Annotated in this window: 25 protein-coding genes; all 25 read left to right on the plus strand. The window is 29.5% G+C overall.

Annotation, left to right across the window (positions count from 1 at the left end):
* The first annotated feature begins 12 nt into the window (after window positions 1-12).
* Window positions 13-1,404, plus strand: a complete 1,392-nt coding sequence (locus LCM23_RS21390) for a class I adenylate-forming enzyme family protein (protein WP_224938695.1) — start codon at window positions 13-15, stop codon at window positions 1,402-1,404.
* The gene (locus LCM23_RS21395; protein WP_224938696.1) at window positions 1,401-2,054 is read left to right on the plus strand and encodes an HAD family hydrolase; all 654 of its coding nucleotides are present in this window, start codon (window positions 1,401-1,403) and stop codon (window positions 2,052-2,054) included. The genes LCM23_RS21390 and LCM23_RS21395 overlap by 4 nt, the downstream gene beginning before the upstream one ends.
* Window positions 2,054-2,413: a 4'-phosphopantetheinyl transferase superfamily protein gene (locus tag LCM23_RS21400; RefSeq protein WP_224938697.1), complete on the plus strand. Its 360-nt coding sequence runs from the start codon at window positions 2,054-2,056 to the stop codon at window positions 2,411-2,413. The genes LCM23_RS21395 and LCM23_RS21400 overlap by 1 nt, the downstream gene beginning before the upstream one ends.
* A 13-nt stretch (window positions 2,414-2,426) precedes the next feature.
* The gene (locus LCM23_RS21405; RefSeq protein WP_224938698.1) at window positions 2,427-3,182 is read left to right on the plus strand and encodes a PIG-L deacetylase family protein; all 756 of its coding nucleotides are present in this window, start codon (window positions 2,427-2,429) and stop codon (window positions 3,180-3,182) included.
* Entirely contained in the window at window positions 3,166-4,569 is a 1,404-nt protein-coding gene (locus LCM23_RS21410; protein WP_224938699.1) for an alkaline phosphatase family protein, read from the plus strand. Before LCM23_RS21405 ends, LCM23_RS21410 begins: the two co-directional genes overlap by 17 nt.
* A 57-nt stretch (window positions 4,570-4,626) precedes the next feature.
* Window positions 4,627-6,279 (plus strand): B12-binding domain-containing radical SAM protein, encoded by a 1,653-nt coding sequence (locus LCM23_RS21415; protein WP_224938700.1) that lies wholly within the window; start codon window positions 4,627-4,629, stop codon window positions 6,277-6,279.
* A 4-nt stretch (window positions 6,280-6,283) separates the two neighbouring features.
* Window positions 6,284-7,414 carry a radical SAM protein gene (locus LCM23_RS21420; protein ID WP_224938701.1) on the plus strand — a complete coding sequence of 377 codons (1,131 nt, stop codon included), beginning with the start codon at window positions 6,284-6,286 and terminating at the stop codon, window positions 7,412-7,414.
* Window positions 7,401-8,282, plus strand: coding sequence for a methyltransferase family protein (locus LCM23_RS21425; RefSeq protein WP_224938702.1), 882 nt, complete (start codon window positions 7,401-7,403; stop codon window positions 8,280-8,282). Before LCM23_RS21420 ends, LCM23_RS21425 begins: the two co-directional genes overlap by 14 nt.
* Window positions 8,283-8,301: 19 nt before the next feature.
* Entirely contained in the window at window positions 8,302-9,468 is a 1,167-nt protein-coding gene (locus LCM23_RS21430) for a DegT/DnrJ/EryC1/StrS family aminotransferase (protein WP_224938703.1), read from the plus strand.
* A gap of 15 nt (window positions 9,469-9,483) precedes the next feature.
* Entirely contained in the window at window positions 9,484-10,971 is a 1,488-nt protein-coding gene (locus LCM23_RS21435; protein WP_224938704.1) for an alkaline phosphatase family protein, read from the plus strand.
* A gap of 23 nt (window positions 10,972-10,994) precedes the next feature.
* Complete coding sequence (locus LCM23_RS21440; protein WP_224938705.1) at window positions 10,995-12,635, plus strand: carbamoyltransferase family protein; 1,641 nt, start codon at window positions 10,995-10,997, stop codon at window positions 12,633-12,635.
* 14 nt (window positions 12,636-12,649) lie between these two features.
* On the plus strand, window positions 12,650-13,867 hold the full coding sequence (locus LCM23_RS26125; protein ID WP_224938706.1) for a beta-ketoacyl-[acyl-carrier-protein] synthase family protein: 1,218 nt from the start codon (window positions 12,650-12,652) through the stop codon (window positions 13,865-13,867).
* A complete protein-coding gene (locus LCM23_RS21450; RefSeq protein WP_224938707.1) occupies window positions 13,860-14,918 on the plus strand; it encodes a beta-ketoacyl synthase N-terminal-like domain-containing protein in 1,059 nt (352 codons plus the stop codon). Before LCM23_RS26125 ends, LCM23_RS21450 begins: the two co-directional genes overlap by 8 nt.
* On the plus strand, window positions 14,915-15,658 hold the full coding sequence (locus LCM23_RS21455) for a 3-oxoacyl-ACP reductase family protein (protein ID WP_224938708.1): 744 nt from the start codon (window positions 14,915-14,917) through the stop codon (window positions 15,656-15,658). The genes LCM23_RS21450 and LCM23_RS21455 overlap by 4 nt, the downstream gene beginning before the upstream one ends.
* 19 nt (window positions 15,659-15,677) lie before the next feature.
* Window positions 15,678-15,935: an acyl carrier protein gene (locus LCM23_RS21460; protein WP_224938709.1), complete on the plus strand. Its 258-nt coding sequence runs from the start codon at window positions 15,678-15,680 to the stop codon at window positions 15,933-15,935.
* Window positions 15,936-16,370, plus strand: coding sequence for a hypothetical protein (locus LCM23_RS21465; protein WP_224938710.1), 435 nt, complete (start codon window positions 15,936-15,938; stop codon window positions 16,368-16,370).
* A gap of 41 nt (window positions 16,371-16,411) precedes the next feature.
* Entirely contained in the window at window positions 16,412-17,407 is a 996-nt protein-coding gene (locus tag LCM23_RS21470; RefSeq protein ID WP_224938711.1) for an LLM class flavin-dependent oxidoreductase, read from the plus strand.
* Between the two features lie 326 nt (window positions 17,408-17,733).
* On the plus strand, window positions 17,734-18,678 hold the full coding sequence (locus LCM23_RS26130; protein ID WP_224938712.1) for an ABC transporter ATP-binding protein: 945 nt from the start codon (window positions 17,734-17,736) through the stop codon (window positions 18,676-18,678).
* A gap of 5 nt (window positions 18,679-18,683) precedes the next feature.
* Entirely contained in the window at window positions 18,684-19,448 is a 765-nt protein-coding gene (locus LCM23_RS21480; RefSeq protein ID WP_224938713.1) for an ABC transporter permease, read from the plus strand.
* Between the two features lies 1 nt (window position 19,449).
* A complete protein-coding gene (locus LCM23_RS26260; RefSeq protein ID WP_224938714.1) occupies window positions 19,450-20,226 on the plus strand; it encodes an ABC transporter permease in 777 nt (258 codons plus the stop codon).
* Between the two features lie 48 nt (window positions 20,227-20,274).
* Window positions 20,275-20,736 carry a helix-hairpin-helix domain-containing protein gene (locus tag LCM23_RS21490; protein ID WP_224938715.1) on the plus strand — a complete coding sequence of 154 codons (462 nt, stop codon included), beginning with the start codon at window positions 20,275-20,277 and terminating at the stop codon, window positions 20,734-20,736.
* Window positions 20,737-20,768: 32 nt separating this feature from the next.
* Window positions 20,769-21,803 carry a class I SAM-dependent methyltransferase gene (locus LCM23_RS21495; RefSeq protein WP_224938716.1) on the plus strand — a complete coding sequence of 345 codons (1,035 nt, stop codon included), beginning with the start codon at window positions 20,769-20,771 and terminating at the stop codon, window positions 21,801-21,803.
* Window positions 21,796-22,572 (plus strand): methyltransferase domain-containing protein, encoded by a 777-nt coding sequence (locus LCM23_RS21500; protein WP_224938717.1) that lies wholly within the window; start codon window positions 21,796-21,798, stop codon window positions 22,570-22,572. Before LCM23_RS21495 ends, LCM23_RS21500 begins: the two co-directional genes overlap by 8 nt.
* Before the next feature lie 166 nt (window positions 22,573-22,738).
* Window positions 22,739-23,131, plus strand: coding sequence for a VOC family protein (locus tag LCM23_RS21505; RefSeq protein WP_224938718.1), 393 nt, complete (start codon window positions 22,739-22,741; stop codon window positions 23,129-23,131).
* Between the two features lie 94 nt (window positions 23,132-23,225).
* On the plus strand, window positions 23,226-23,999 hold the full coding sequence (locus LCM23_RS21510) for an alpha/beta fold hydrolase (protein ID WP_224938719.1): 774 nt from the start codon (window positions 23,226-23,228) through the stop codon (window positions 23,997-23,999).
* Window positions 24,000-24,134 lie beyond the last annotated feature (135 nt).

Here is a 24,134-nt window from a genome sequence, read left to right on the forward strand (position 1 = left end):
AGGAACAATTTGATGGAAATCTTCATAAATAATTTTAAAGAAAGGATGGAAGAAATTGTTTTAAAAGATGAATATAATAGCCTTTCCTTCATTACATTAATTAGGAATATTATCTATTACAAACATTATTATAAAAATTTAGGTTTAACTGGAAAAAATGTAATTTTATCTCTTGAAAATTCAGTTGAATGGATTGTATCCTTTTTAAGTTTAGCTAGTATTAATGCAAAAATTATTCCTATGTCATCAAGTTTGAATATTCAACATATAGAAGAAGTATTACCAGATATAAAGGTAGTACCAACTTTAAGTAAAGGTATAATTAGATCCTTTTCTAATTCTTCAATTGATTGGAACCTTATAAATAAAAATTTAAAAATTGATAAAGATAATGTGATTATTCATATAACATCAGGAAGTACTGGAGAACCAAAACTTTGTGAGAGAACATACAAAAGTCTTATTAACGAAGGTTTTAATTACAAGAGCTACTTATATATAACTGAAAAGGATCATATTCTAAATCCACTTCCATTATCCCACTCATTTGCTTTCGGATTTTCTCTAATAGCTTCAATGGTATCCGGTGCAAAATTAACTATAATGAATTCTTATAATACTAGGAAACTAGTTTCTATGATTGATAGTGAAAAACCGACCTTAGTACCCTGTGTCCCTTTCATAGCTGAAAATTTAGTTAATTTATTTCTAAAGGAAACTAAAAATGTTTCATCTGTACGGACACTTTTAATTGGAGCTGGGAAAGTAAAATATGAAACCAGAGTATCTTTATTAAGTAAATATGGTTTCCATACATCTTTAAACTATGGAAGTACTGAAACAGGTGGAATTGTAACTAATACCAATATGACACCTAAAAATTCAATAGGAAAACCAATGAATAATGTAAAAATTAAAATACTTAATGAAGATACTCTTGAAGAAGTGGAGCCTCGAGTTAGAGGAGAAATTTGGGTGAAATCTCCTTCCATTTTTAACGGATATATCAATGAAAAATCTACAATGTTTAATCAAGATGGTTATTTTCCGATGGGAGATTTAGGTTATAAAGACAAAGATGGGAATCTGTTTTTAATAAAAAGAAAAGATAAAACTATTAAAATAAGTGGTCAAAATATCAACTTAACATATATAGAACATAAATTAAGTAATATTGAAGGCGTTCTAGATTGCAAGGTTTTTGTTAAAACTAGCCCAAGTAATGAATTTATTATTAAAGCATTAATTCAAAGTGTGAAAAATAATGAAAAAAGTAAAATGTCAATCAAAAAACTTGTTAAAAGAGAATTACCAGCATATATGATACCTCATCTTTTATTCGTTGACAAAATACCTAAAAATGAATTAGGAAAAAAAGCAGTTAATGTAGGGGGATATGAATGAATTTTGAGGCAATAGTTTTTGACTTTGATGGAGTAATCATCGATTCAAAGTATGTCCAACAACTAGCCTTTTCTCAAGGTTATTTTCGAGTATATAAAAAGCAACCACCTTACTTATTATTTGAAGAGTTCTTAGGGTATGCAGGAGATTCATTAGAAAATATTTTTGATAAAATGTCTTTATCTTCTGAAATGATAAATCCTTATAGGTCAATTAGTAGCAAAAATATAAGTTCTATTGTTTTAAATGAAGAGTTAATAAATTTAATAAAAACGTTAAAAAAAGAAAAAATAAAAATAGGCTTATGTACTGGTAAAGATAGATTAAGAACCGTAGAGATTTTGCATTACTTTAGTATAAAAAATCTATTTGATGAAATAATTTGTTCAGATGATATAGAAAACCCTAAACCTCATCCACAACCGTTACAAACTTTGTTGATTAGGCTTAGAGTGGATAGAAAAAAAGCTTTTATGGTAGGGGATGCTGTAAATGATATTCTTTGTGCTAAGAGTGTTGGTACTTTTTCAGTTGGTGTTTTGTGGGGAGAAGGCTCAAAAGAAATACTCATGAATGTACAACCTAATTTTCTTTGTTCTACTGTAAAAGAGTTAACAGATTTATTTTTACATAGTGGTGAATTAATTTAATGATATACGGATTAGGTGTTGATATTGAAAACATATCGAATATAGATAAAGCATATAAAAACACAGGTGAAATGTTTTTGAAGAAGATTTTAACTAAACAAGAAGCGACATGTAATAAAACCATAGAAGATTTAACCTGTTATTTTTCTGGGAAGGAAGCATTTTTCAAAGCGATTGGAACTGGAATTCTAAATGGATATTCATTTACAGATGTTGAGATAAAAAAAGGGAAAGGATATACGTTAAACTATAATGGTGGTCTAAAAAACTTTATGAAAAGTAACCACCTTTATGCTTTACTCGACATAACTTGCTTTAATGACATCGTAATAAGTAAAGTAATAGTATATAAGAAATGAGTGGTATGTATCTATGGACAATCCTCCTTTAATTATTTATAAACCGAAAGGCACAAAAATTTTAGTATTTGCTCCACATCAAGATGATGAAATACTTGGATGCGGGGGGATTCTAAGAAAACACATACTCTCTGGTGACAAAGTATATGTAATTTATATGACTGATGGAAGAAAGGGTTGTCCCTCACATATTGAAACTAAGGACATTTCTGCTGTTAGAAAAAATGAAGCAATGGCTTCCTGCGAAAAAATCGGTATTGATGAGATGGAGTTTGCTCCATTTAGAGATGGAGGATTAAGACTTACCAAAGAAGCGAGAACATATGTAATGAAACAAATAATTAAAATCAATCCAGATATTATTTATACGCCTCATCCTAATGAACCTCATCCTGATCATAAGGAATGTACTAACATTGTTGTTGATGCTGTTGACCTAACTGGTATAACTACTAATATATATTTTTATGAGGTATGGAATTTTTTGAAACCTACACATTTAGTTAATATAACTGATGTAATCAAAGATAAAATAGAAGCATTGAGAGAATATTCTAGCCAACTATTTAATCATGATTATGAAACCATGATTAAATCTCTAAACTCATACAGAATGCAACAAATTTATAATAAAAAATTATTATTTAAAAAAATTAAAGCTGAACAAAAAGAAAGAAAAAAAATAAATATGGATATAAAATTGCCCTGGCAATATGCTGAGGCGATACAGTATAAATCAATGAGGTGTACTAGTGAAGAGCAAATTTAACAAAGTCTTGATTATAGGATTAGACTCTGCTGAACCATCATTGATATATAATGAATGGTTAAAGGAACTTCCAGCCTTTAGAGAAATTCTTCAAAAAGGAATATATTCAAAATTAAAAAGTACTATCCCTCCTATTACAGTTCCTGCATGGATGTCAATGATGACTGGAAAAACTCCCGGAGAATTAGGTGTTTATGGTTTTAGAAATAAAGTAGATAGGGGAGAAGGGATTTTAAAAACAATAGACTCCTATGATGTTCAACATAGAAAAATATGGGATATCATTGCGCTGGAAGGTAAAAAGTCTATAATCAACGGTGTTCCCCTTACATTTCCAATTAAAAAAATTAATGGTAATATAGTAAGCTGTTTTATGACACCTAGTCAAGAGAGTAATTTTACACACCCTAAATTACTTAAAGATGAATTGATTAGTAATTTTGGAAACATACAGTTTGATATAAAAGGATTTAGAAGATTAGAAAAAGACGAATTGATTGATGAAATTAGAAGTTATACAGAACAACAGTTTGATATTACAGATTATCTTACAAATAATAAGGAATGGGATTTTGCAGCAATGGTTGAAATGGGCACGGATAGAATACAGCATGCGTTTTGGAATTACATGGATGAAAATCATGTATTGTTCGAACCTAATTCTCCTCATAAGAATGTTATTTTTAATCATTATAAATATCTTGATAGTAGAGTAGCAAAATTAATTAATAACGTTCCTGATAATACACTAATTATGATTGTTTCTGATCACGGAGCAAAGAGAATGGAGGGGGGGTTTTGTTTTAATGAATGGCTAATTGAGAAGGAATATTTAGTATTAAAGAATTACCCAAAAGAAATTACCCCTTTTGAAGAACTTAATATTGATTGGGTGAAGACCAGGGCTTATTCTTTTGGTGGTTACTATGGCAGACTATTTATTAACAAAAGTTACTTAACAAAAGAACAGCAAACTTCTTTAATGCTAGAAATAAAAAGTGAAATTGAAAAGATAAAGTTCACTGAAAACAAAGAATGTATGAATAATAAAGTATATCTTCCCTCTCATATATATCCTAAAGTAAATAATTATCCTCCCGAGGGTATTGTTTATTTTAATAATTTATATTGGCGTGCAATCAGTAGTGTTGGACATCGTGGAAATTTTATACGAAATAATGATACAGGTCCAGATGGTAGTAATCATAGCCAAGAAGGTATTTTTATGTGCATTCATAAAAAAAATAACAAACTAATAAAACCACAAGCCATTCAAGATCATATAAAGGAGATTAGTATTTATGATATAGTACCAACTTTAATAGATGTATTTGATATAAAATACTCGGATAATTTTATTGGCAAATCAATATTTAGGAAGGTGTAAAATATGAATAGTTCTTTTAGATTAACCTTCATTTGTTTGATGGATGGAGACTTAGTTATGAATCCTGAACACGTTGGGGTTGGATATTTACTGGCAGTCTTAAGAAGAGAGGGATATGAATGTAATGTCCTAGAATTATCTAGAAATAATCACGAATACATTTTAGATAGAATTGAAGAATTTAATCCTGGATTTATAGGTTTTAGCCTTATGTCTGTTAATAAAAAACATGCAGCTGAATTTGGTAGAAAAATAAAAGCAAGGTTTAAAAACACTCATATTTGTGCCGGTGGTCCAATAGCCACATATGGGGCAGACAAATTATTAAACTCAGAAAGTGGAGACTATATTGATTCAGCAGTTATTGGGGAAGGCGAAGAAACTATTGTTCATTTAGTAAGAGCACTTGAAAAACGAATGCCACTTAAAGGTATTCATGGGGTCTGTTACAGAGATAGTGAAGGAATTCATGTAAACCCAAGAAGAGGGCCTGTACATGATCTTGACAGTTTACCTTTTCCAGATAGGGATCAATTTGAAAATGCTGGTGGAAACCTTGAATACATAAGAATTTCTACTTCCCGAGGATGCACTTCTAGATGCACTTTCTGTAGTGCACCAAATGTAACTAATCGATACTCTAAAGGAATGAAGGTTTGGAGAGGCCGTTCTTCGGAAAATATTGTTAAAGAGATAAAGTATTTAGTTGATAAGTTTAACTTTAATACATTTGATTTTGTAGATTCTACATATGAAGATCCAGGGCACATAGGAAAAAAAAGAATAAAGGAAATAGCTGAGGGAATCTTAGAAAATGACTTAAGAATCTACTATAATTGCTGTATGCAAGCTATGAATTGGAAAAATGAAGATAAAGAATTACTTAAATTACTCGCAAAATCAGGTTTAGAAAAAGTACTAGTTGGAATAGAGTCTGGAAGTGATGCGGGACTTAAGCATTGGGATAAAAGGTCAGATACTGAAGACAACAGAAGAGTTATCCGTTTACTTAGAGAACAAAACATATATGTAGCTTTTGGGTTTATAATGTTTCATCCCCATTCTACATTAATTGAACTAAGAGAGAACACTCAATTTCTACGAGAAAATCTTGGTCATAACTTGAGAAGATTTGGGACAAGATTAGAAATATATCCTGGAACAGTAATTGAAGGTGTACTAAGACAGGAAGGTCTATTACATTCATCTTATGAAGATACTCTTGATTGTTTAGCTTATGATTATGTAAATGATGATATTAAAACTTTTGCCAATGCTTTTGCGAGTATGTTTGGGGAAGAATACGAAAAAGATCTTGTAATTAACCAAGAACCTCCAGTATTTCAATTCGAAACTTTTGATATAGTAATTCATACATACCTTTCAAGATTATTGAGATTTTATGGAGAAGATTCAAATGCTCTAGAAGTCCTTGAGGAATTTAAAAGTTATGTTAAAGAAGTATATGAAGAATTGACAGAATTTAATTTTCAATTAATGAATACAGGCTTAGATTTATTAGAAAAAGGCACGTTTACTAAAGAATATTTCGTAAATCAGGGTAGTTATATAAATAAATTATATAAAGAAAAAATGGACTCTATACAAAGAAAACAAATGATTACTAGTAGGAAACTAATGAAAATGGGTTTTGATGTTTCAATAATAAATTCAAAAAAACATGATAAAAAAATAGGAGTTAAAGGGTGATAGGATGAGTAATAAAAAGCTTTGGCTTGTAAATGATTTGGTAATATCAGAAGAGAACTGTAATATGACTTGTACATACTGTTTAACTGATGCAAGTGAATTTAAAGTCAAACACTTAAATCATCCATTGAGAAATCCACCAGTAAAATTAACTTATGATGGTAAATTTAAGCAACAAATTGATCAAGTTACAGAAGAAACTGTCAATAATTTTGATATTTCAATACTTAAAGTTAGTGGCGGAGAGGTAATGTTAATCGATAAAGTTTTAGAATTTTTAAAAAGAGAATCTCCTAAATATAAAGTTCTTCAAATATTAACAAACGGGATGAATTTAAATGAAAGAATCCTCGATGAATTCAAAAAAATGGGAAATGTTGTAATGCAAATATCAATAGATCATCATACTCTAGAGGGAAATTCACATAGATTTAGTAGTCAAAGGCTACAGGATATATTACTAAATAGAATAGACTTAGTGGTCAAAAAAGGTATACCACTAGAACTATATTGTGTATTAAATAATAAAAGTACAGCTGTACTTGATTCTTTCTTAGATTATTTATTGAAGTATAAAGATGATGATCTTACAGTATGCCCTTTTCCAGTTCGTGGACCATTAAAAGATTTATATTATCCAGAAAAAGAGCAGATACAGACTGTTGAAAAAGTAATTAATAACTTCCAAAAATATAAATATATCTTACCTCCTCTTCCATATATGGAAAGATTATATAATTTCCTAATAGAAGGAGAGCGAACATTTGGTTGTTATCTTTCAAGAATGGTTTTTGGATCTTTTAATGATGGCTCTGTAACAGCATGTCCCAATATATGGTTCAATCACTTAGGAAATCTAATACATGATGAACCTAAAAGGGTTTTAAACAAGGTAGAAAATACAAGGTTTTATAGTCTTCTAAACGCCTCTAAACCACGGTTAGAAGCATGTAAATCCTGTTACACTCCATGGGATTTGCTTAGTTTATATGTTGAAGACCAAATAACCATTGATGAACTTGCTGAAAGCCCTATGTATAGAAACAATGATGTTAGAGACAGGTTGGTAGAATTGAAGAACAAGATTAAAAAGGGACCTATTAAGATAAAGGAAGAGCTTTGTGAAAATATCTAATATAGTAACGAGTTACAAAAAAAGTGTTTTAGTATTTAAAAGTATAGAGTTAAAAATATTCGACTATTTAAAAGAACCTGTTAACTCTCAAGAAATTTCTATGAGATTAGCTCTAAATCCAATTAAAGTTAGTATGTTATTAGACTCTTTGTACTGCATCGGCCTTCTGAATAGGTGTAATAATTATTATTTTTATAATACTGAGGAAACTAATAAATACTTAGTATCTAATTCTACTTCTTTTCTTGGATCACTAGTGAATTTAGAAAAAGATATATATAGAAATTTTGTGAATGTAAATAACTTATATCTGAGTCTAAAAGAAGATTATGTGATAAGGGAAAATTTAATTAATAGTACTTTTAAGCAGGATTACCAAAATGTTGTTTATACAAAAGAGCAATATTTAAAGCTTATTAGGAAATTTAAGAAATTAGGAGATATTCCATCAACTACTTATATAACTAAAAATACACCAGTGGAAATATTAAAATTATTTTCTAAACACACTAGTCAATTAATTCATGCTATTAATATTCAGGATTTATTAACTAAACAATGGGATAACTGTAATATTATTATTCCGAATTGCATCCATTATTTAGACAACATTCAATTAAATGAATTTCTTTCTAATTGTACAACAAATGTTATTATCACAATAATAGATTTTTTTGGTGATCACTTAGAAGAGCAGTATATGTATGATCGCAAATTAGAATTATATTTAGATTGGATGACTCATGGAGGTATTGAGAATCTTAATTACAGTGATTTAGTAGATTATTTTTCTAAATTTAATTTTAGGAATATATGTAATATTAAGGATAAAAGAAACGGTTCTACTTTAATATTTAGAAAAAAATAATATATGGGGGGTTTTACTATTGAATAAAGTTAATTTAGCAGATTGGCCATATTTTAGTGAAGCTGAACTTATGCAATTAACGGAGGTTCTTAATAGTGGAAATTGGTGGAGGGGAAATGGTGATAAGGTAATTGAATTTGAAAATAAATTTGCTAATTTCCATAAAGCAACCTATGGATTAGGAGTAACAAATGGGACTCATGCGATACTTTTAGCGTTAAAAGCTTTAGGTTTAAAACCAGGTGACGAAGTTATAGTTCCTTCATTCACCTTCATATCAACTATTTTACCAATTATGGAATTAGGTGGTATACCAATACCGGTAGATGTTGAACCAAATACATTTTGCATTTCCCCCTCTGAAATCAAAAAGGCAATAACCAATAAAACAGTAGGAATTATTCCTGTGCACATGGCAGGAAATATTTGCCGAATGAAAGAGATTTGTGAGATATCGAAAAAAAATAATTTGTTTATTATAGAAGATGCCTGTCATGCACATGGTGCAGAATATAATTACAAAAAAGCCGGTAGTTTTGGAGACTTTGGAGTATTTAGCTTTCAAGCTCTAAAATTAATGACATCTGGAGAAGGGGGTTGTTTAATAACTAGTGATAAAGATTTATATAATAAAGTGCAGGTACTACATAACGTTGGCAGACCCCTCGGAGATACAAATTATCAACATGTGAACATGGGCTCAAATTTTCGGATGAGTGAATTTCAAGCAGCAGTTTTGATACCACAACTAGAAAGAATTAGTTCACAAAATAAAATAAGGTTAGAAAATGGAAAATCTTTAACAAAAAGTTTGTCTTCTTATTCTGAATTTATACCTCAGACAATAGATCCCTTATGTAACTTACATTCTTATTATATGTATATGTTTTATTACAATGCACACAAGTTGGAATTATCGAGAGAAGAGCTTATCAATGAATTAAATAATAGAGGAATTCCTGCATACAGAGCCTATTCTCAAGTAAACGAAACTGAAGTATTCAAGAGATATATAGCAGGATTAGGTAAAGAATATTCATCTCTTTTAAAAAATAATTACCCTAATTCACAAAATATTTCAAATAATGTAGTTTGGATTCATCATCGAATCTTATTAGATAAAAGTGAGGACATTAGCAACGTTTTAATAGAATTAATTTCGCAAAAATCAGTGATTCAAAAATAAAGGTAGGTAATTAGTTTGAAAACATTTGTATTCGGGATTGATGGAGCAACATTTAGACTCATAGAAAAGTGGAAAGAAAAACTACCAAACTTCAATAAATTATTAAGATCAAGTGTGGTTGGAGATTTGAAGTCAACTACTCCACCTCACACTGCATTGGCATGGCCATCGTTATTAACAGGTGTAAATCCAGGGAAACACGGAATTTTCCAATTTTGGAAGCCGCAAATTGCTAATTATGGTCAAGAGTACTATCAAAGTAGTGATATTAGATATAAAACAATAGACCAACTTTTTAATGAACAAGGAAAAAAAGCAGGCATGGTAAATATTCCAATGACCCATCCTCCAGAATCAATAGATGGATTTCGTATTACATGGCCATTGTTTAACACATTAAATTATACCTATCCCAAAAATCTTGGAAAAGATTTATTATTTAACAAAGTTGGATTTCCAAATGACTTGGTAACTATGTATAAAGGTGAGGATAATTATGATGAAAAAGCAAAAAAATATCTATCCAACCGGTCAAAATCCTTAGAATACCTCTATAAAAATTATGAATGGGACTTATTCTTTTGTGTAATAACTGAAATTGATCGAATATCTCATAATTATTGGAGATACATGGAAGACAAAGAACAATTAGAAAGTAAAAAAAATGCTGTGTTCGATGTTTATAAAGAAGTTGATAATATAATAGGGGATATTATAAAGAACCTAGATTCAAATACAATCTTTGCTATTGTTTCTGATCATGGTTTTATTGCATCAAAGTCCAATTTTTACATTCATAAATTTCTGATTGATAATAATTATATGAAGATAGATAATTCTCATGATAATGAGGGTAATGGATGGTACCTAGATAGAGTAGATTGGGGATCTACCAAAGCATATATGCCAGCTCCAGGTTGTTATGGATTGAATATAAATTTAAAAGGGAGACAGGATCATGGTATTGTTTCACGTAATGAATTTGACCAATTATGTGAAGAGATTTGCGAGTTATTAATGAGAGTTAAAGATGATAATAATAATAATATTTTTAAAGCAGTACTTCCAAATGAGGTAGTTTATTTAGGTGAGGAATCTAACCAAGCTCCAGACCTTATTCTAATACCGAATTCCTATGAATTGATGGTTCATCATTCCATTGGTACAAATGAACTTTTTGGAATACCTGATCAAAGTGGTTTTCATGATATGGATGGTATCTTGATTTTAAATGGGCCAATGTTTAAAGAGGGGATTATTACTGACTGTTTTGCTGTTGAGGATTTTTTACCTACAATTCTTTATGCACTAAACTTAGAAATACCCAATGATATTGATGGTAGGATAATCGAACACATTTTTAAGGATAATTTTCTTAAAAATAGTGTTCCGAAATATGGATATTCTTCCAAAAAGAAAAACAATTATACTCTATCGTCAACTTATTCAAAAGAGGATAAAAAAAACATTGAGGACCAGTTAAAAGTACTGGGATATTTATAATAAAAGATGGAAGGAAGAGCTTTATGAATATTATTGGGGTTGGGGGTTCTGGTCACGATTGGTCAACATGTTTAATTAAGGATAATAGTAAAGTGATAGCTATAGATGAAGAAAGGGTTATTGGCTCAAAATATGGTATCGGAGCAGATTTACTTCAAGCTGAAAGTAGAAAATATTGCATGGATGCTGAGAATCTTAATATTAATCAGATAGATCACTTAATAGCATGTGATATAACTCCAAAAAGCTTTTACTTCCCCTTCAAGAATAATACTACAATAATTGGACATCATTTAGCACATGCATATAGTTCATATTGTCTCTCTCCCTTTGAGGAATCTGCTATTTTTATTGCAGATAATTCAGGAGGGATTGTAGAAGATAATAAAGTCGAAACAATAAGCTATTACTATGGTGATTTAAAAGGAATACACTTAATAAAAAAAGTGTTTGGTAATCATAGTATAGAAAAAAATCAAAACAACTACTATAAAAGTGCAGGAAGAACCGATAATTCATTAGGTGATTTTTATAGAACGGTTTCTATTGAATTGGGCTTTAGTTATGACCCAAAACATGGAGAAGTAATTAGTGAAGATGGAAAAACGATGGGATTATCTAGTTATGGAAAATCTGTATACTATGAAAGGTTTTGTGATTTTATCAAACTCCTACCAAATGGTGAGATTTCAATAATAGCAGACAATAGACTTAGTGATTATATAAGAACTCTATTATCAAACTCTAATGATCTTTTTCAAACAAAAGCAAATATAGCATATGCTGCCCAAAAAGTATTGGAAGATTCTGTGATTCATTGCTGTAAGTACCTACATAAAATTACCAATAGTCGGAACCTTTGTATTGCTGGGGGCATCGGATTAAATAGTGTCTCAAATTCTCGAATTATTGAAGAAACTCCATTTGAATATTTATTTGTTCAACCAGCGTCAGGGGATAATGGAATTTCACTTGGATGTGCAATTTATGGGTATCATAATATCGCAGGTTTCGCATTTGAAAAAAATAAAAGATTGAAACTTAATCTACCTTACCTGGGGAAGGAATACTCTGAGGAAGAAATATATAACACTCTATCTAATTATAATAATATCTCTTGGAATAAATGGAATGATTATAGAGAAGTAGCAAATTTAATTAAAGAGGGACACATAATAGGATGGTTTCAAGGGAAAAGTGAGTTTGGTCCTAGATCACTAGGTAATAGGAGTATTTTAGCAGATCCTAGAGTTGCTGAGATAAAAGATAAGGTAAACTTGAAAGTTAAACATAGAGAATCTTTTAGACCATTTGCACCAGCGATATTAGAAGAATACAAGTCTGAATATTTCTTCTTAGATCATAGTTCCCCATATATGTTAGAAGTATATCAGGTGAAAAAAACTAATAAAATACCTGCAGTAACTCATGTTGATAATACTGCAAGAATTCAAACAGTAAGTCTATCTAAAAATAAAAAATTTTATAAGTTAATAAATGCCTTTTATGAATTGACTGATATACCAGTTTTATTGAATACCTCATTTAATATTGCAGGAAAGCCCATAGTCGAAACACCAGATAATGCACTCGAGTGTTTTATGAATACTGAAATAGACTTTTTGGTTATTGGAAATTATATTGTTTCAAAAAGGTTCGATTAAGTAGTGGAAATGTGGTGATTAAAATAAAAAGGGAAAGTAATATTCAAGAAGTAGCCGTTACAGGCATTGGAATAGTTAGCTCAATTGGGTTTAACACTGAAGATTTTTTTTTGAATTTGTGTGAAGGCAAGGAAGGTACAAATCTAATATCAGGATTTGACACTTCTCAATATAGACGTAAAATCGCAGCGCAAATTTTAGGTCCTTTACCCAATAAAAAATGGGCAAATTATAATCGAGTAAATCAGATGTTATTATCTGCAGTGGAAGAAGCATTAATCGATTCTGGATTAAATATCGAATCCTCATCTCCAATATCACTAAGTTTTGGGACCATGATTGGTGGAGTCAGTGAACTAGAAGATATTGTTTTTAATGATAAAAATTTTCAATTAAATAATTACGTTGATAAATTGAAATATTATCCCATAAATGCGCCAGTCGATATATTAGCTAATGAATTTAATTTAAAAGGTGGATTAAAAAGTACAGTTATGACTGCATGTGCTTCTGGTACTACTGCTCTTGGAGTAGGGTTTAATTGGATAAGGTATAAGAGGGCTGACATTGTAATATGTGGAGGCTATGACATCTTTAGGCCATTGACCCATTTAGGGTTATCTTCTTTAAGAATTATTAGTCCAGACAAAGTTAGACCTTTCGATTTAAATAGAAAAGGAATACTAATCGGAGAAGGTGCTGGAGTTATTATTCTTGAATCGGTTGAACATGCAATGATGAGAAAAGCAAAAACTTATACCAACGTTTTGGGGTATGGAAGTTCTTGTGACGCAAATGATTTGGCCCATCCAGATGGAGATGGAATGCAAGTATCTATGGAAAAAGCAATATTAGAGTCTGGATTATCCTTAAGAGATATAAATTATATCAATGCTCATGGAACTGGAACACTTCAAAATGATCTGGCTGAAGCTAGAGCTATTACGAAAATTTTTAATAAGGAAGGCATATTTCCTTATGTAAGTTCTATTAAAGGTGCAATTGGTCATACAATTGGAGCAGCTGGAGCTATTGAAGCTATAGCAACAATATTATCAATATATCACTCAAAGATACCACCAAATTTAAATGTAAAACAACAAGACGATAATTGTAAAATTAATCTAGTAAAAAATAAATATATAAAAAAGGATATAAAAGCAGCATTATCCAATTCCTTTGGGTTTGGTGGAAATAACGCCAGTATAATCTTTGGAGGTTTAAATGAATAGAGTATATGTAAACAGCATAGGGATGGTAACGCCGAAAGGTCACTCTATTATGGAAATTGTGAATAGTTTAATTTTTGAAAAAAAAATGACCTCCTCAGAAGAAAATTACTTAATAAAAGACTATTCTTTAGAATATAAAAACCTCAACTTTTGTGCCAATTTAGGTGTTAATGCAGCAGATCAAGTAATGATAAAACATGAGATAAATAGGGATACCCAACGAAATAATTTTGGAACTTTTGTTGGGACAGCCTATGGAGGCTTTACTGATACACAATATCATCAAACTTCTGCATTAATTAATGAGGGACCCTTAGGAGTTTCACCAGGTTTATCTATTCATAGTGGTTTTCATTTAACGGGGGATATTATTGCCATTAAAAATAAATTTGAGGGACCAAATATAACATTTACTTCGGGAGAAAATTCATCTGGTCTAGCATTTATGGAAGCTTTCGATCAGATTAAATACCAGAATTTAGAGGGAGCTATCGTAGTAGGAACGGAATTCATAGATAAGTTTATTAGTGAAGGGTATAAATTGATTAACAATCAAAATGTAGAAATTCTGTCGAGTGGAGCAGGAAGTGTATTTCTCTCTAATCAACAAAATAATCTATTTAATATTGAAGTGGTGACCATTCAGTTCGTTTCTAATTTTGGAAAAATCGGTTCTTATTCATCTCAAACTTATAAATCTATTAGTTCTGCTATATTAAAAGCTCTTAAGGATTCAAATATTAATAAACAAGATATAGATATTGTTATTTCGATGTTAGGACCAACCCCCACCGAAGAGATACATTTTTTGAAGGGAATGAAAATGTCATTAGGAAAAGAATTTAAGAAACCTGTTATTTATCCAAAGAAAATACTTGGGGATATGCTAGGTGCCAATTTTATTATAGGAGCTATTATAGGAGCTGAAGTGTTGTTATCTAATAAAGTAATGTTGGCTGAAATTGGCGATTTAAAAAATGTATTAATAGTGTCTAGTGACTCATTTGGTAATGTAGTTTGTACTATACTACAGAAAGGAGCAGAGAAATGATTTCACTTGAAGGGAAAGCAGCCCTTGTAACTGGTGCATCAAAAGGAATTGGTAAAGAGATTGCTATTACTTTAGCTAGACAGGGTGCAGATGTAATTATTCACTATAATAAAAACCCAGATATGGCTGATGAAACTGCCCAGATAGTGAGAGGATTTGGTAGAAAAGCCTATTTAGTTTCTGGTGATATGTCAAACGTAGATAATATTGATAAGATGTTTAAATATATATTTAAACATGTAAAAAAGATAGACATATTAGTAAATAATGCTGGTACAGTGAATATGAATTTTGTTCGTTTTATGAATGAGTATGAATGGAACTCAGTAATAGATACAAATTTAAAAGGGGCATTTTTTTGTTCAAAATTTGCAAGTAAGAGTATGATGAAAAATCAATCAGGTTGTATTATTAATATTTCCTCTATTTCTTCAAATAAAGGCGGTGTGAAACAGGCAAACTATTCTGCTTCAAAAGCTGGCTTAGAAGGGTTGACAAGATCAATGGCAAAAGAATTAGGACCATTTGGAATCAGAATAAACTGTGTTGCCCCTGGTCCAGTAAAAACTGATATGAACCAAATGGAAATTACTGAAGAGCAAAGAGTTGCTAAATTAATACCACTAAAAAGAATTGCAGAACCCAGGGATGTTGCGAATGTTGTTCTATTTTTATGTAGCCCATTTTCTAGTTATATAACTGGGCAAACAATAACAGTAGATGGTGGCTTAACGATCTAAGATATTGGAGGAATGTAAATTGAATAAAGAAAACTTATACACACAGTTAAAATCTCTTCTTATTGCAATGTTAGAATTAGATGAAGAAAAAGCAAAAGAAATTAATGAAAAAACTAAATTAATTGATAATTTAGGTATGAGTTCTGTAGAAGCTCTAGAGTTTCTGGTTCTTATTGAAAAAGAATACTCTATTATAATTGAAGATGAGGATTTGGACTCAGATTTATTTAAGGATATAAAAACTCTTGGTGAGTATTTGGAAAAAAGGTTATTTTAAATGCAAGAAGTATTTATAAATGAAATTAAAGAGTTAATCCCTCATAGACACCCTACTTTATTTATTGAGTATGTACAGGTTTTTCCTGAGAAAAAAACAGCAATTTCTAGATGTAATCCTAAAGTTAAAGAAGTGATAAAAGGTTATAAAAGAGAACAAATATCAATATTTTACTTTATTGAAGGGATTTTCCAAACTGCAGGAGTATTATTTAATATATTATATGGTTTTGAAGAGAAGCTTAAGAAGAAAAAATTTCTTTCAAGGCTAGATGAAGTTAGAGTTTTAGGAGAACTATGCAATCAAAAAGAATTAATTTTTAAGGTTGAAGTTAGAAATTCAAATAGATTTAATGATAAATTTTATGGTGAAATTCTGTCGAATAATAAAATTGTACTAAGTTGTAATGTAACTTCTAGCATACAAATAAATTAGTTTTTTTTATAAATAAATACATATATGAAGGAGGTTAAGAGTTGGAGTTTTGTTGGAATTTACCGGTATTCCCATTAGGTGGCTTCTGTGAAATATATAACAGAAATATAAATCATTCTTTACTTGCAGAAAATAATGGTTTTGATTCGGTTCTAGTTTCAAGTTTACCAAAGTCTCTTGACCCTTGGATATTGGCAACTAAAGTAGCTGAGAAGACTAAAAAATGCAGAATTCTTGTTGCTCAAAATACAAATTCAATCACCCCAATTAGTTCTGCAAAAGCATCGAATACTTTAAGCTTGTTATCGAATGGGCGTATTGATTTAAATATTGTAACAGGAAGCTCGAAATATGAAATAGCGCAAGAAACAAAGTACTTTAACCATAACGATCGTTATAAACGAACAGAAGAATTTATGCGAATTTATAGAGAAGTACAAAAAAACATCACAAGTTATGAAGGGCAATATTACAATATTGAAAAAACAGATTTATTTCCAAGAGTAAAGAAACAACCAAGACTCTTTATAGCGGGAAGTTCTGATGAGGCTATTTTAGCTGCAGCTGAGTTAGGGGACTACTATATTACTTATGCTACTGATTTTGAACAATTAAAAGAAAAAGTTCAATTGCTAAGATCTATAACTAATCGAAATGTTCCTTGTGGAATATTTATTGATATTATTGCTAGAGAAAGTAGTGAAGAAGCATGGATAGTTGCTGAGAACTTGCAGAATAATTTCTCTTCGGTAAATAAAAAATTAGCCACAATGTATCAAAATATATCTGATTCCGTAGGTATTTTACAGGCTAAATCTATAAAAAAATCTGCTATCCCTTTATCGCCAAATTTATGGGGAGGATTAAGTAAAGTAAGTACAGCTGTATCAATTTCAATTGTTGGAAGTTATAAGGAAGTGATTGAATGTTTAAAAAAATTTCAAGCAATTGGGATTGAATATTTTCTCTTAATGGGATCACCTGGAGATAATGAAATAGAAAGAATAGGGCAAAATATTATTAGTTATATGAAATAATACTTAAAAGAAAAGATTATAATGAAACCTACTTTAATGCAAGTTCTTACTAATGTTTTTTGCTTTGAAGATCTACTTAGATGTGATTAATTTTTCATATAGGCTATCAATATCGAAGTGTATATGTTCAGTTTGAAACTGAGGGATGAGAAGTATCCCATTTCCCAAAGTAAAAGTACATTATATTTTTATCAAAATATTGTTAAAATTCTTGCGTGAGTATAAAATTAACTATTTTAAATAGCTGAATCTGAACTTTGATTGACTAATAAAGCTTAATAAATACTCCTGAAATTTCTCATAATAAAAGGATAGTGGGTGAATTTGTGTCGTCAATTATTAAGGTAAATAATCTATATCATGAATATACAATTAAAAACAATGGGAAAAAAGAAAAAAAAGTTGCATTAAAGGGGATTAATTTTGAAGTAAAACAAGGAGAAGTGTTTGGATTACTAGGACCTAATGGTGCTGGTAAAACAACTACAATAAAAATCCTTACTACTTTATTAATACCTAAGAATGGAAATGTAACTTTATTAGATAAAGATATTTTAAAAAGTCCAGGTTATATAAGGAAGAATATAAATTTTATGTTAGGAGGAGAAAGAGGTATTTATAATCGCCTCACACCTATTGAATACCTCAAATACTTTTCATTATTATATAAAATAAAAATACCAGATAATAAACTCATGGAATTACTAGAATTGGTAGGTTTAGAGAAAAATGCTAATGAAGAAACTATAGGGTTTTCAAAAGGAATGAAGCAGCGCCTTCATATTGCAAGAGTGTTAATAAATAATCCTAAAATAGTATTTCTTGATGAACCAACAATTGGTTTAGATCCAGTAATTTCTGAGGAAGTGAGACTAATAATCAGCAGGCTTTCTAAGAAAAACATAACTGTTATTTTAACAACACATTATATGCAAGAAGCAGACGATTTATGTGATCGAATTGCAATTATAGATGAAGGAGAAATAAAAATTATTGGCACCCCAACCTTTATTAAAAGTACTCATTCAGATGTAAAATTTTACGAAGTGACTTGTAGTAATCTTGATGAAGTTGGTATTTTTAGCGTAGAAGAAATACGGAATCTGGCAATCAAGACTATTGAAGGAGGGTTAAAGCTTATAAGATTTGAATATCCAGTAACTTCAACTATTAAAGAGGTTCAAAAAGAAATAAACCAATTCTGCAGTATTATTAAAATAAATATTAGGGATGTTACTTTAGAGGATGCGTATATTAAACTTGTGAGGTGATAAAAATGATTGCTCTTAGATTATTATTTTTTAATTTAATTAAATTCACAGATTTAAGAAATAAGTTTTATCAATGGATAATATTTTGTCAGCCATTAATCTTTCTTACAATCTTGTATTTTATGTTAAAAGTAAATCCAGCAATAAATATAGATAAGTATATATTCGCAGTAGGTATAATAAGTGCATGGAGTTTTATATTATATGCTTCTGGGACAGCTTTGATTTCTGAAAAATGGGGGGGGACTTTCGAATTAATTCTAGGATCAAATACTTCTTTATTCAGGATTGTGTTAACAAAATCTGTATGTAATTCATTAATCGGACTATTAAACATTTGTTTGACAATACTCTATGCCCAGATAATATATGGATTTGAAATACATACTAGTAATCTTATACTTTCAATTTCTTCCTTAATTGTATTAATATATTCATTAATTAGTTTAGGTATGGTTTTAGCTGTTTTATGTAGTTTATTTAATAATGTATTTGAGTACCAAAATTTAATGGTTTTTCCTTTCTTAATTTTAAGTGGTCTATTTATTCCAGTAAATGACTTACCTTTAATATTCCAACCAATCTCTTATGTTATTCCAATGACTTGGTCAATAAAAAGCCTCTATGACTCTCTTATTGGAATTGAGTTCTCCTACTTTTATTTATTAGGAGGAATACTTATAAGTAGTTTTTATTTTGTATTGACTTATATATTTATCTCTAAAATAGAGTTAATTTTTAGAAAAACCAATAAGATAGGGGTATTTTAATATGAGTACGAATTTTTTTACTCTATCTTATAAAGCCTTATATTCATATCAGAATGTAAAAACGTACCTTACTTTTCGAGTTCTCGAACCACTATTTCATTATTTATTCTTTGCTTCTATGGCGTATTATATTATGGGGAGTGAATACTTAAATTTTATTGTTATTGGTAATGTTATTTATATGATGGTACATACATTGATTATTAATATAACAGTAATGCTTAGGTTTGATAAAATATATGGAACCTTACCATACAATATTGGTTCCCCGACATCTACATTGGCTATTATGTTTAAAAGGTTACTAATACCCATTATTGATACAATACTAACTTTTATAATAAGTTCTTTAACTGTGTTCTTTATTTTTAATATAAAAATTGAATTTGAAATGATATTTCCTTTATTGTTGTTGATTATAACTATAATTTTTTCATTATGTGGAATTGGAATAATTATTAGTGGCTTAGGAGTCGTTTTTAAGAATGTAAATCTTTTTCTAAATTTATCATTAGGATTGTTCCAGATTTTTTGTGGAGTGAATTTTCCACTCTCAGTTTTACCTAATGGAATAGAAACCATTGCTAGGTGTATTCCCTTTACAAATGGCTTACTCGGGATAAGAGAAGTGATTACAAATAGTGCAGAAATGAACACAGTACTACCTTATATATATTTTGAAATTTCAATAGGTGTAGTTACCTTTATAATATCTATTTTCGTAATCAAAACATTAGAAATTTTATCCAGAAAAAAAGGGGTTCTGTTCTTTGATTGATGTCTAGTAAATTTAATCTTTATTATAAGTATTAAAGGATGAGTATAAATGACAAAGTCTTTGAAATTACCATTAGAAAAATTCGAAAAAAGGGAACTTAGAAGAAATAAAATAAAATTAAGCCAGATTCCTGAAATATCTGAGATGCATTTATCAGAAATTCTAAAAACTTCAGTAAAACGCTCTAAAAAAATTATTGCTCATGCAAAAATTCAACAAATTCCTTCTATTGGACCTAAACTCGCATCGAATATTATTAAGCTAGGTTTTTATTCCTTAGAAGATATAAAAGACCAAGATGGGGCACACCTTACAGATCTATTGGAGAAAAGATGTGGGTGTTGGATAGATCCTTGTGTAGAAGATCAATTAAGGTTAGTTATAAATTATGCTAATAATGGTGATTTAGGTAAGAAATGGTGGGAATTTACAAAAGAAAGGAAAATATATAGGGAGAAAAATGGATACCCTACTGATAGACCAACTAAAGCTTGTGAAAAATTGTTTTAAAATTTTTATGAAGAATAAAGGAGGTGAAATAGTTGAATATTTTTCATAAAGAGTGGAATTCAAATAGGATAATGAATTTGACGAATTTATATAAAGTTTCTGAATTAATGTTTGTTTCAATAAAGATTGACCTATTTTCAAAATTACATGAACCTAAAACAAGTAGCGAGTTATCAAAAGAGCTTACATTTGATAATGATTTTTTGGAGATAATACTAAAAGCTCTTGTGGCCATTAATCTGTTACAAATTGATAAAAATAATAGATACCATGTCACTCCTAGTGCTTTTCCATATTTAAATAAGGAATCAAAAAACTCGATCAATAGTCTAATTGAACTTGAAAGAACAATGAGAAATAAAAGAAATTTAAATGAAGTAATCCTAGATTTATTAACTGGAGAATCACCTAAAAGAATTGATTTTCCTGAGAAAAATATTTATACCAATGCAATGAGTTCTGGAACTTATTATCCAGCTCTTAAAATGGGCAGAGTACTATTGAAATATTTCGATAAGAATAGACCTATTAATTTTCTGGATTTAGGTTGCGGTCCTGGCGATTATGCACTAACTTTTAAGAAACTTTTCAGTAATTTAGTAGGGACACTGATTGATAGAGAAGAAATTATTAATATTACAAGGCAGCGGCTAATGGAAAAGAATGTACTGAATGATTTTAAACTTATTCATAATGATTTTATGAGTGATCCAATTTCAGGAAAATATGAATTAGTACTTCTTTCTAATATTTGCCATTTCTATTCTTTAGAAGAAATATCACATCTATTAAATAAGATACCATTCAATCCAAAAGAAGAAAGTTTTGTGATAATTCATGACTTTTTTTTAGATGAAGAATTAAATGAAGAAACATTTTTACCTATCTTTGCATCGTTAGATTGGATGGGAAACCACTCCAACAGGTTTAATTACACACTTAATGAAATAGGAAGTTGGCTAGAATCCTTAGGATGGATGGTAGTTGAACAAGAAGCCATTAAGGGATTACCTACTTCTTATATTCTGATAAAAAAAGAAAAAAAAGGAGAAGGAGAGATTGAATAAAATATTATATCCTTGTGATATCTGTAACAATGAAGAATTTATATTATTCAAGGAAAAAAAAGGTTTTTTTGGGGATGTTACATCAATTGTTACATGCTCAAATTGTTCCCTAACATTTTTAAATCCTAGAGTAAATAAAACCATTGAGACACTTTACGAACATAGAAAATTCAAACCGCTCCAAGGTAAAAATAAGAACTCTAGATTAAACCTTTTCGCTTTTGGAATGAGTTTATTAAAGAGTCATGTTACAAAAGGTACAATATTAGATGTTGCAATGAATGACGGGACCTTCTTGAATACACTTTCATCAAGTGATTGGAATAGATATGGAATTGAAGATTCAAAGTTAGCATATGAATATTGTTCAGATAAATTCGACTTTAAATCTTTTCATACAAATGTGCATGAATGTAATTTTCCTAATAACTTCTTTGATGTTATTTCACTATGGGATGTTTTAAATCGTTCCCCTTTACCAAGCCGAAATATTACAAGTATGAACAGACTTTTAAAAGAAGATGGATATTTTCTGGTTTCTTTTGAAGCTCCAACTAGAGTATTATTTAGAGGGGTAAATCATTATTTCACTCCTTTTACATTCAATAAGCTTCTTACCAGAGAAGGTTATAAAAGTGTAGAGTTTTACTATATTGAAGATACTGGAGATGAGATATATCATAAACAAAAAGTAAATCTGAATGAAAATAATCTCAAAGAAAGTAAAATCGGACACTACATTGCTATCTTCCAAAAAATCAAAAATTAGATAAATGAATCGAGTTCATAGAAAAAAACCTGAACGATTGATAATTTAACAAGGAATTAATTAAGATATTTTATTAGTCGTTCTTTTTATTATATTTAAAATGAGTTGTTGTGAAATTGACTAAAATTAGTTTTATAATAAAAATTTATTAAAGAGGTGTTTTATAATGAAATTCTCAGGACAAATCCTAGCGGTTAAAAATATGAAAGAAATGATATCATTTTATTGCGATTTTTTAAATTTTGAAGTAATCACAGCAGTGCCTAATAAAGATAATCCCGAATTCACTATTTTACAAAACGAGAATGTTCAAATTATGTTAGAAACTTTAGAAAGTCTATCTAAAAACAATCCTAATATGAATAATTATTTCAAACTAACTGAAAAATTCGGAGTTGGATCTATTAACTATATTAAAACAACAGATATTGAGGATTTATATAAAACTGTCAAAGAAAACTCAGTTCCAATTCTAAAAGAATTACACGAGACATGGTACGGAGCCAAAGAATTTATTATCGAGGATCCTGAAGGTTATCTAATAATGTTTTCTCAATAATTACTTTAAACTATAATTAATAAATTTGTTTTTTAGTATAAAATTTTCCAAAAAGGACTTTTCTTTAAAAATAATTTGAACGTGAGGGGATATAGTGTGGAATAACAATATTCCGGTAATTAAAAAACTAAGCATTGCTGATTATCATTGTATAATGGTTAGTTGTTATAAACAAGATATGGACAGGGGATACATAATAATTTTACATAAACTACTTGAAAGGAAAGAATACGAGTTACAAACTGCATTTCTATTAGCACAACAAGGTTTTAAGTGTATTTTAGTGGATTTATATGGACATGGTGAAGATGGAAATAAAATACCTCTTAAATTGGATGAGTTAGTGTATTTATCTGTAGAAAAAATCAGTGAAATTATTAACAAAATATCAAATAAAGGTTCAACAATAAGTTTAATCGGTGTTTCATTAGGAGCATTAGTATGTTTGTGCCTAGCTTCATATAACAGTAAAGTTAGCAATATAGTTTCCTTATTAGGTAGTGGGAGAATAAAAGAGTTATCAAAAAGAAATTCTTTTAACAAATTTCAAAAAGGATTTGGAGAGCAGTACTTTCAAAAAACAGGTTTATTATGTTCGGAATTTTTCACTAAATATGACCCTTATGATAACCCTGAATTTTTACAATCTTCTAGACTCTTAATGATAAATGGAAATATGGATTTTACAATACCAATTAGTTTGGTAAGAGATACTGTTTCTAGCTTAAAAACTTATTCAAATAATAATAGTAAACAGCTTAATTTTAAATACCTTGAATTACCTTATAGGGGGCATCAGTGTACCCCTGATATTTATGAACAAAGTGTGAGATGGTTAATAGATAATACAAATTTTATCAATTCATAAGAGTGGTATATTAGAACAAATGGATGTATTTTCAGGTATCAACAAGAACAAATTAATTAGGTTTAATTGGTATAAAATATCATAGCCCAAAAACAGTGTGAATTTGAAGGTTCAAATTATTTAGAGATATACTCA

The organism is Cytobacillus kochii (genome assembly GCF_020171845.1).
GTDB lineage: Bacteria > Bacillota > Bacilli > Bacillales > Cytobacillaceae > Cytobacillus > Cytobacillus kochii.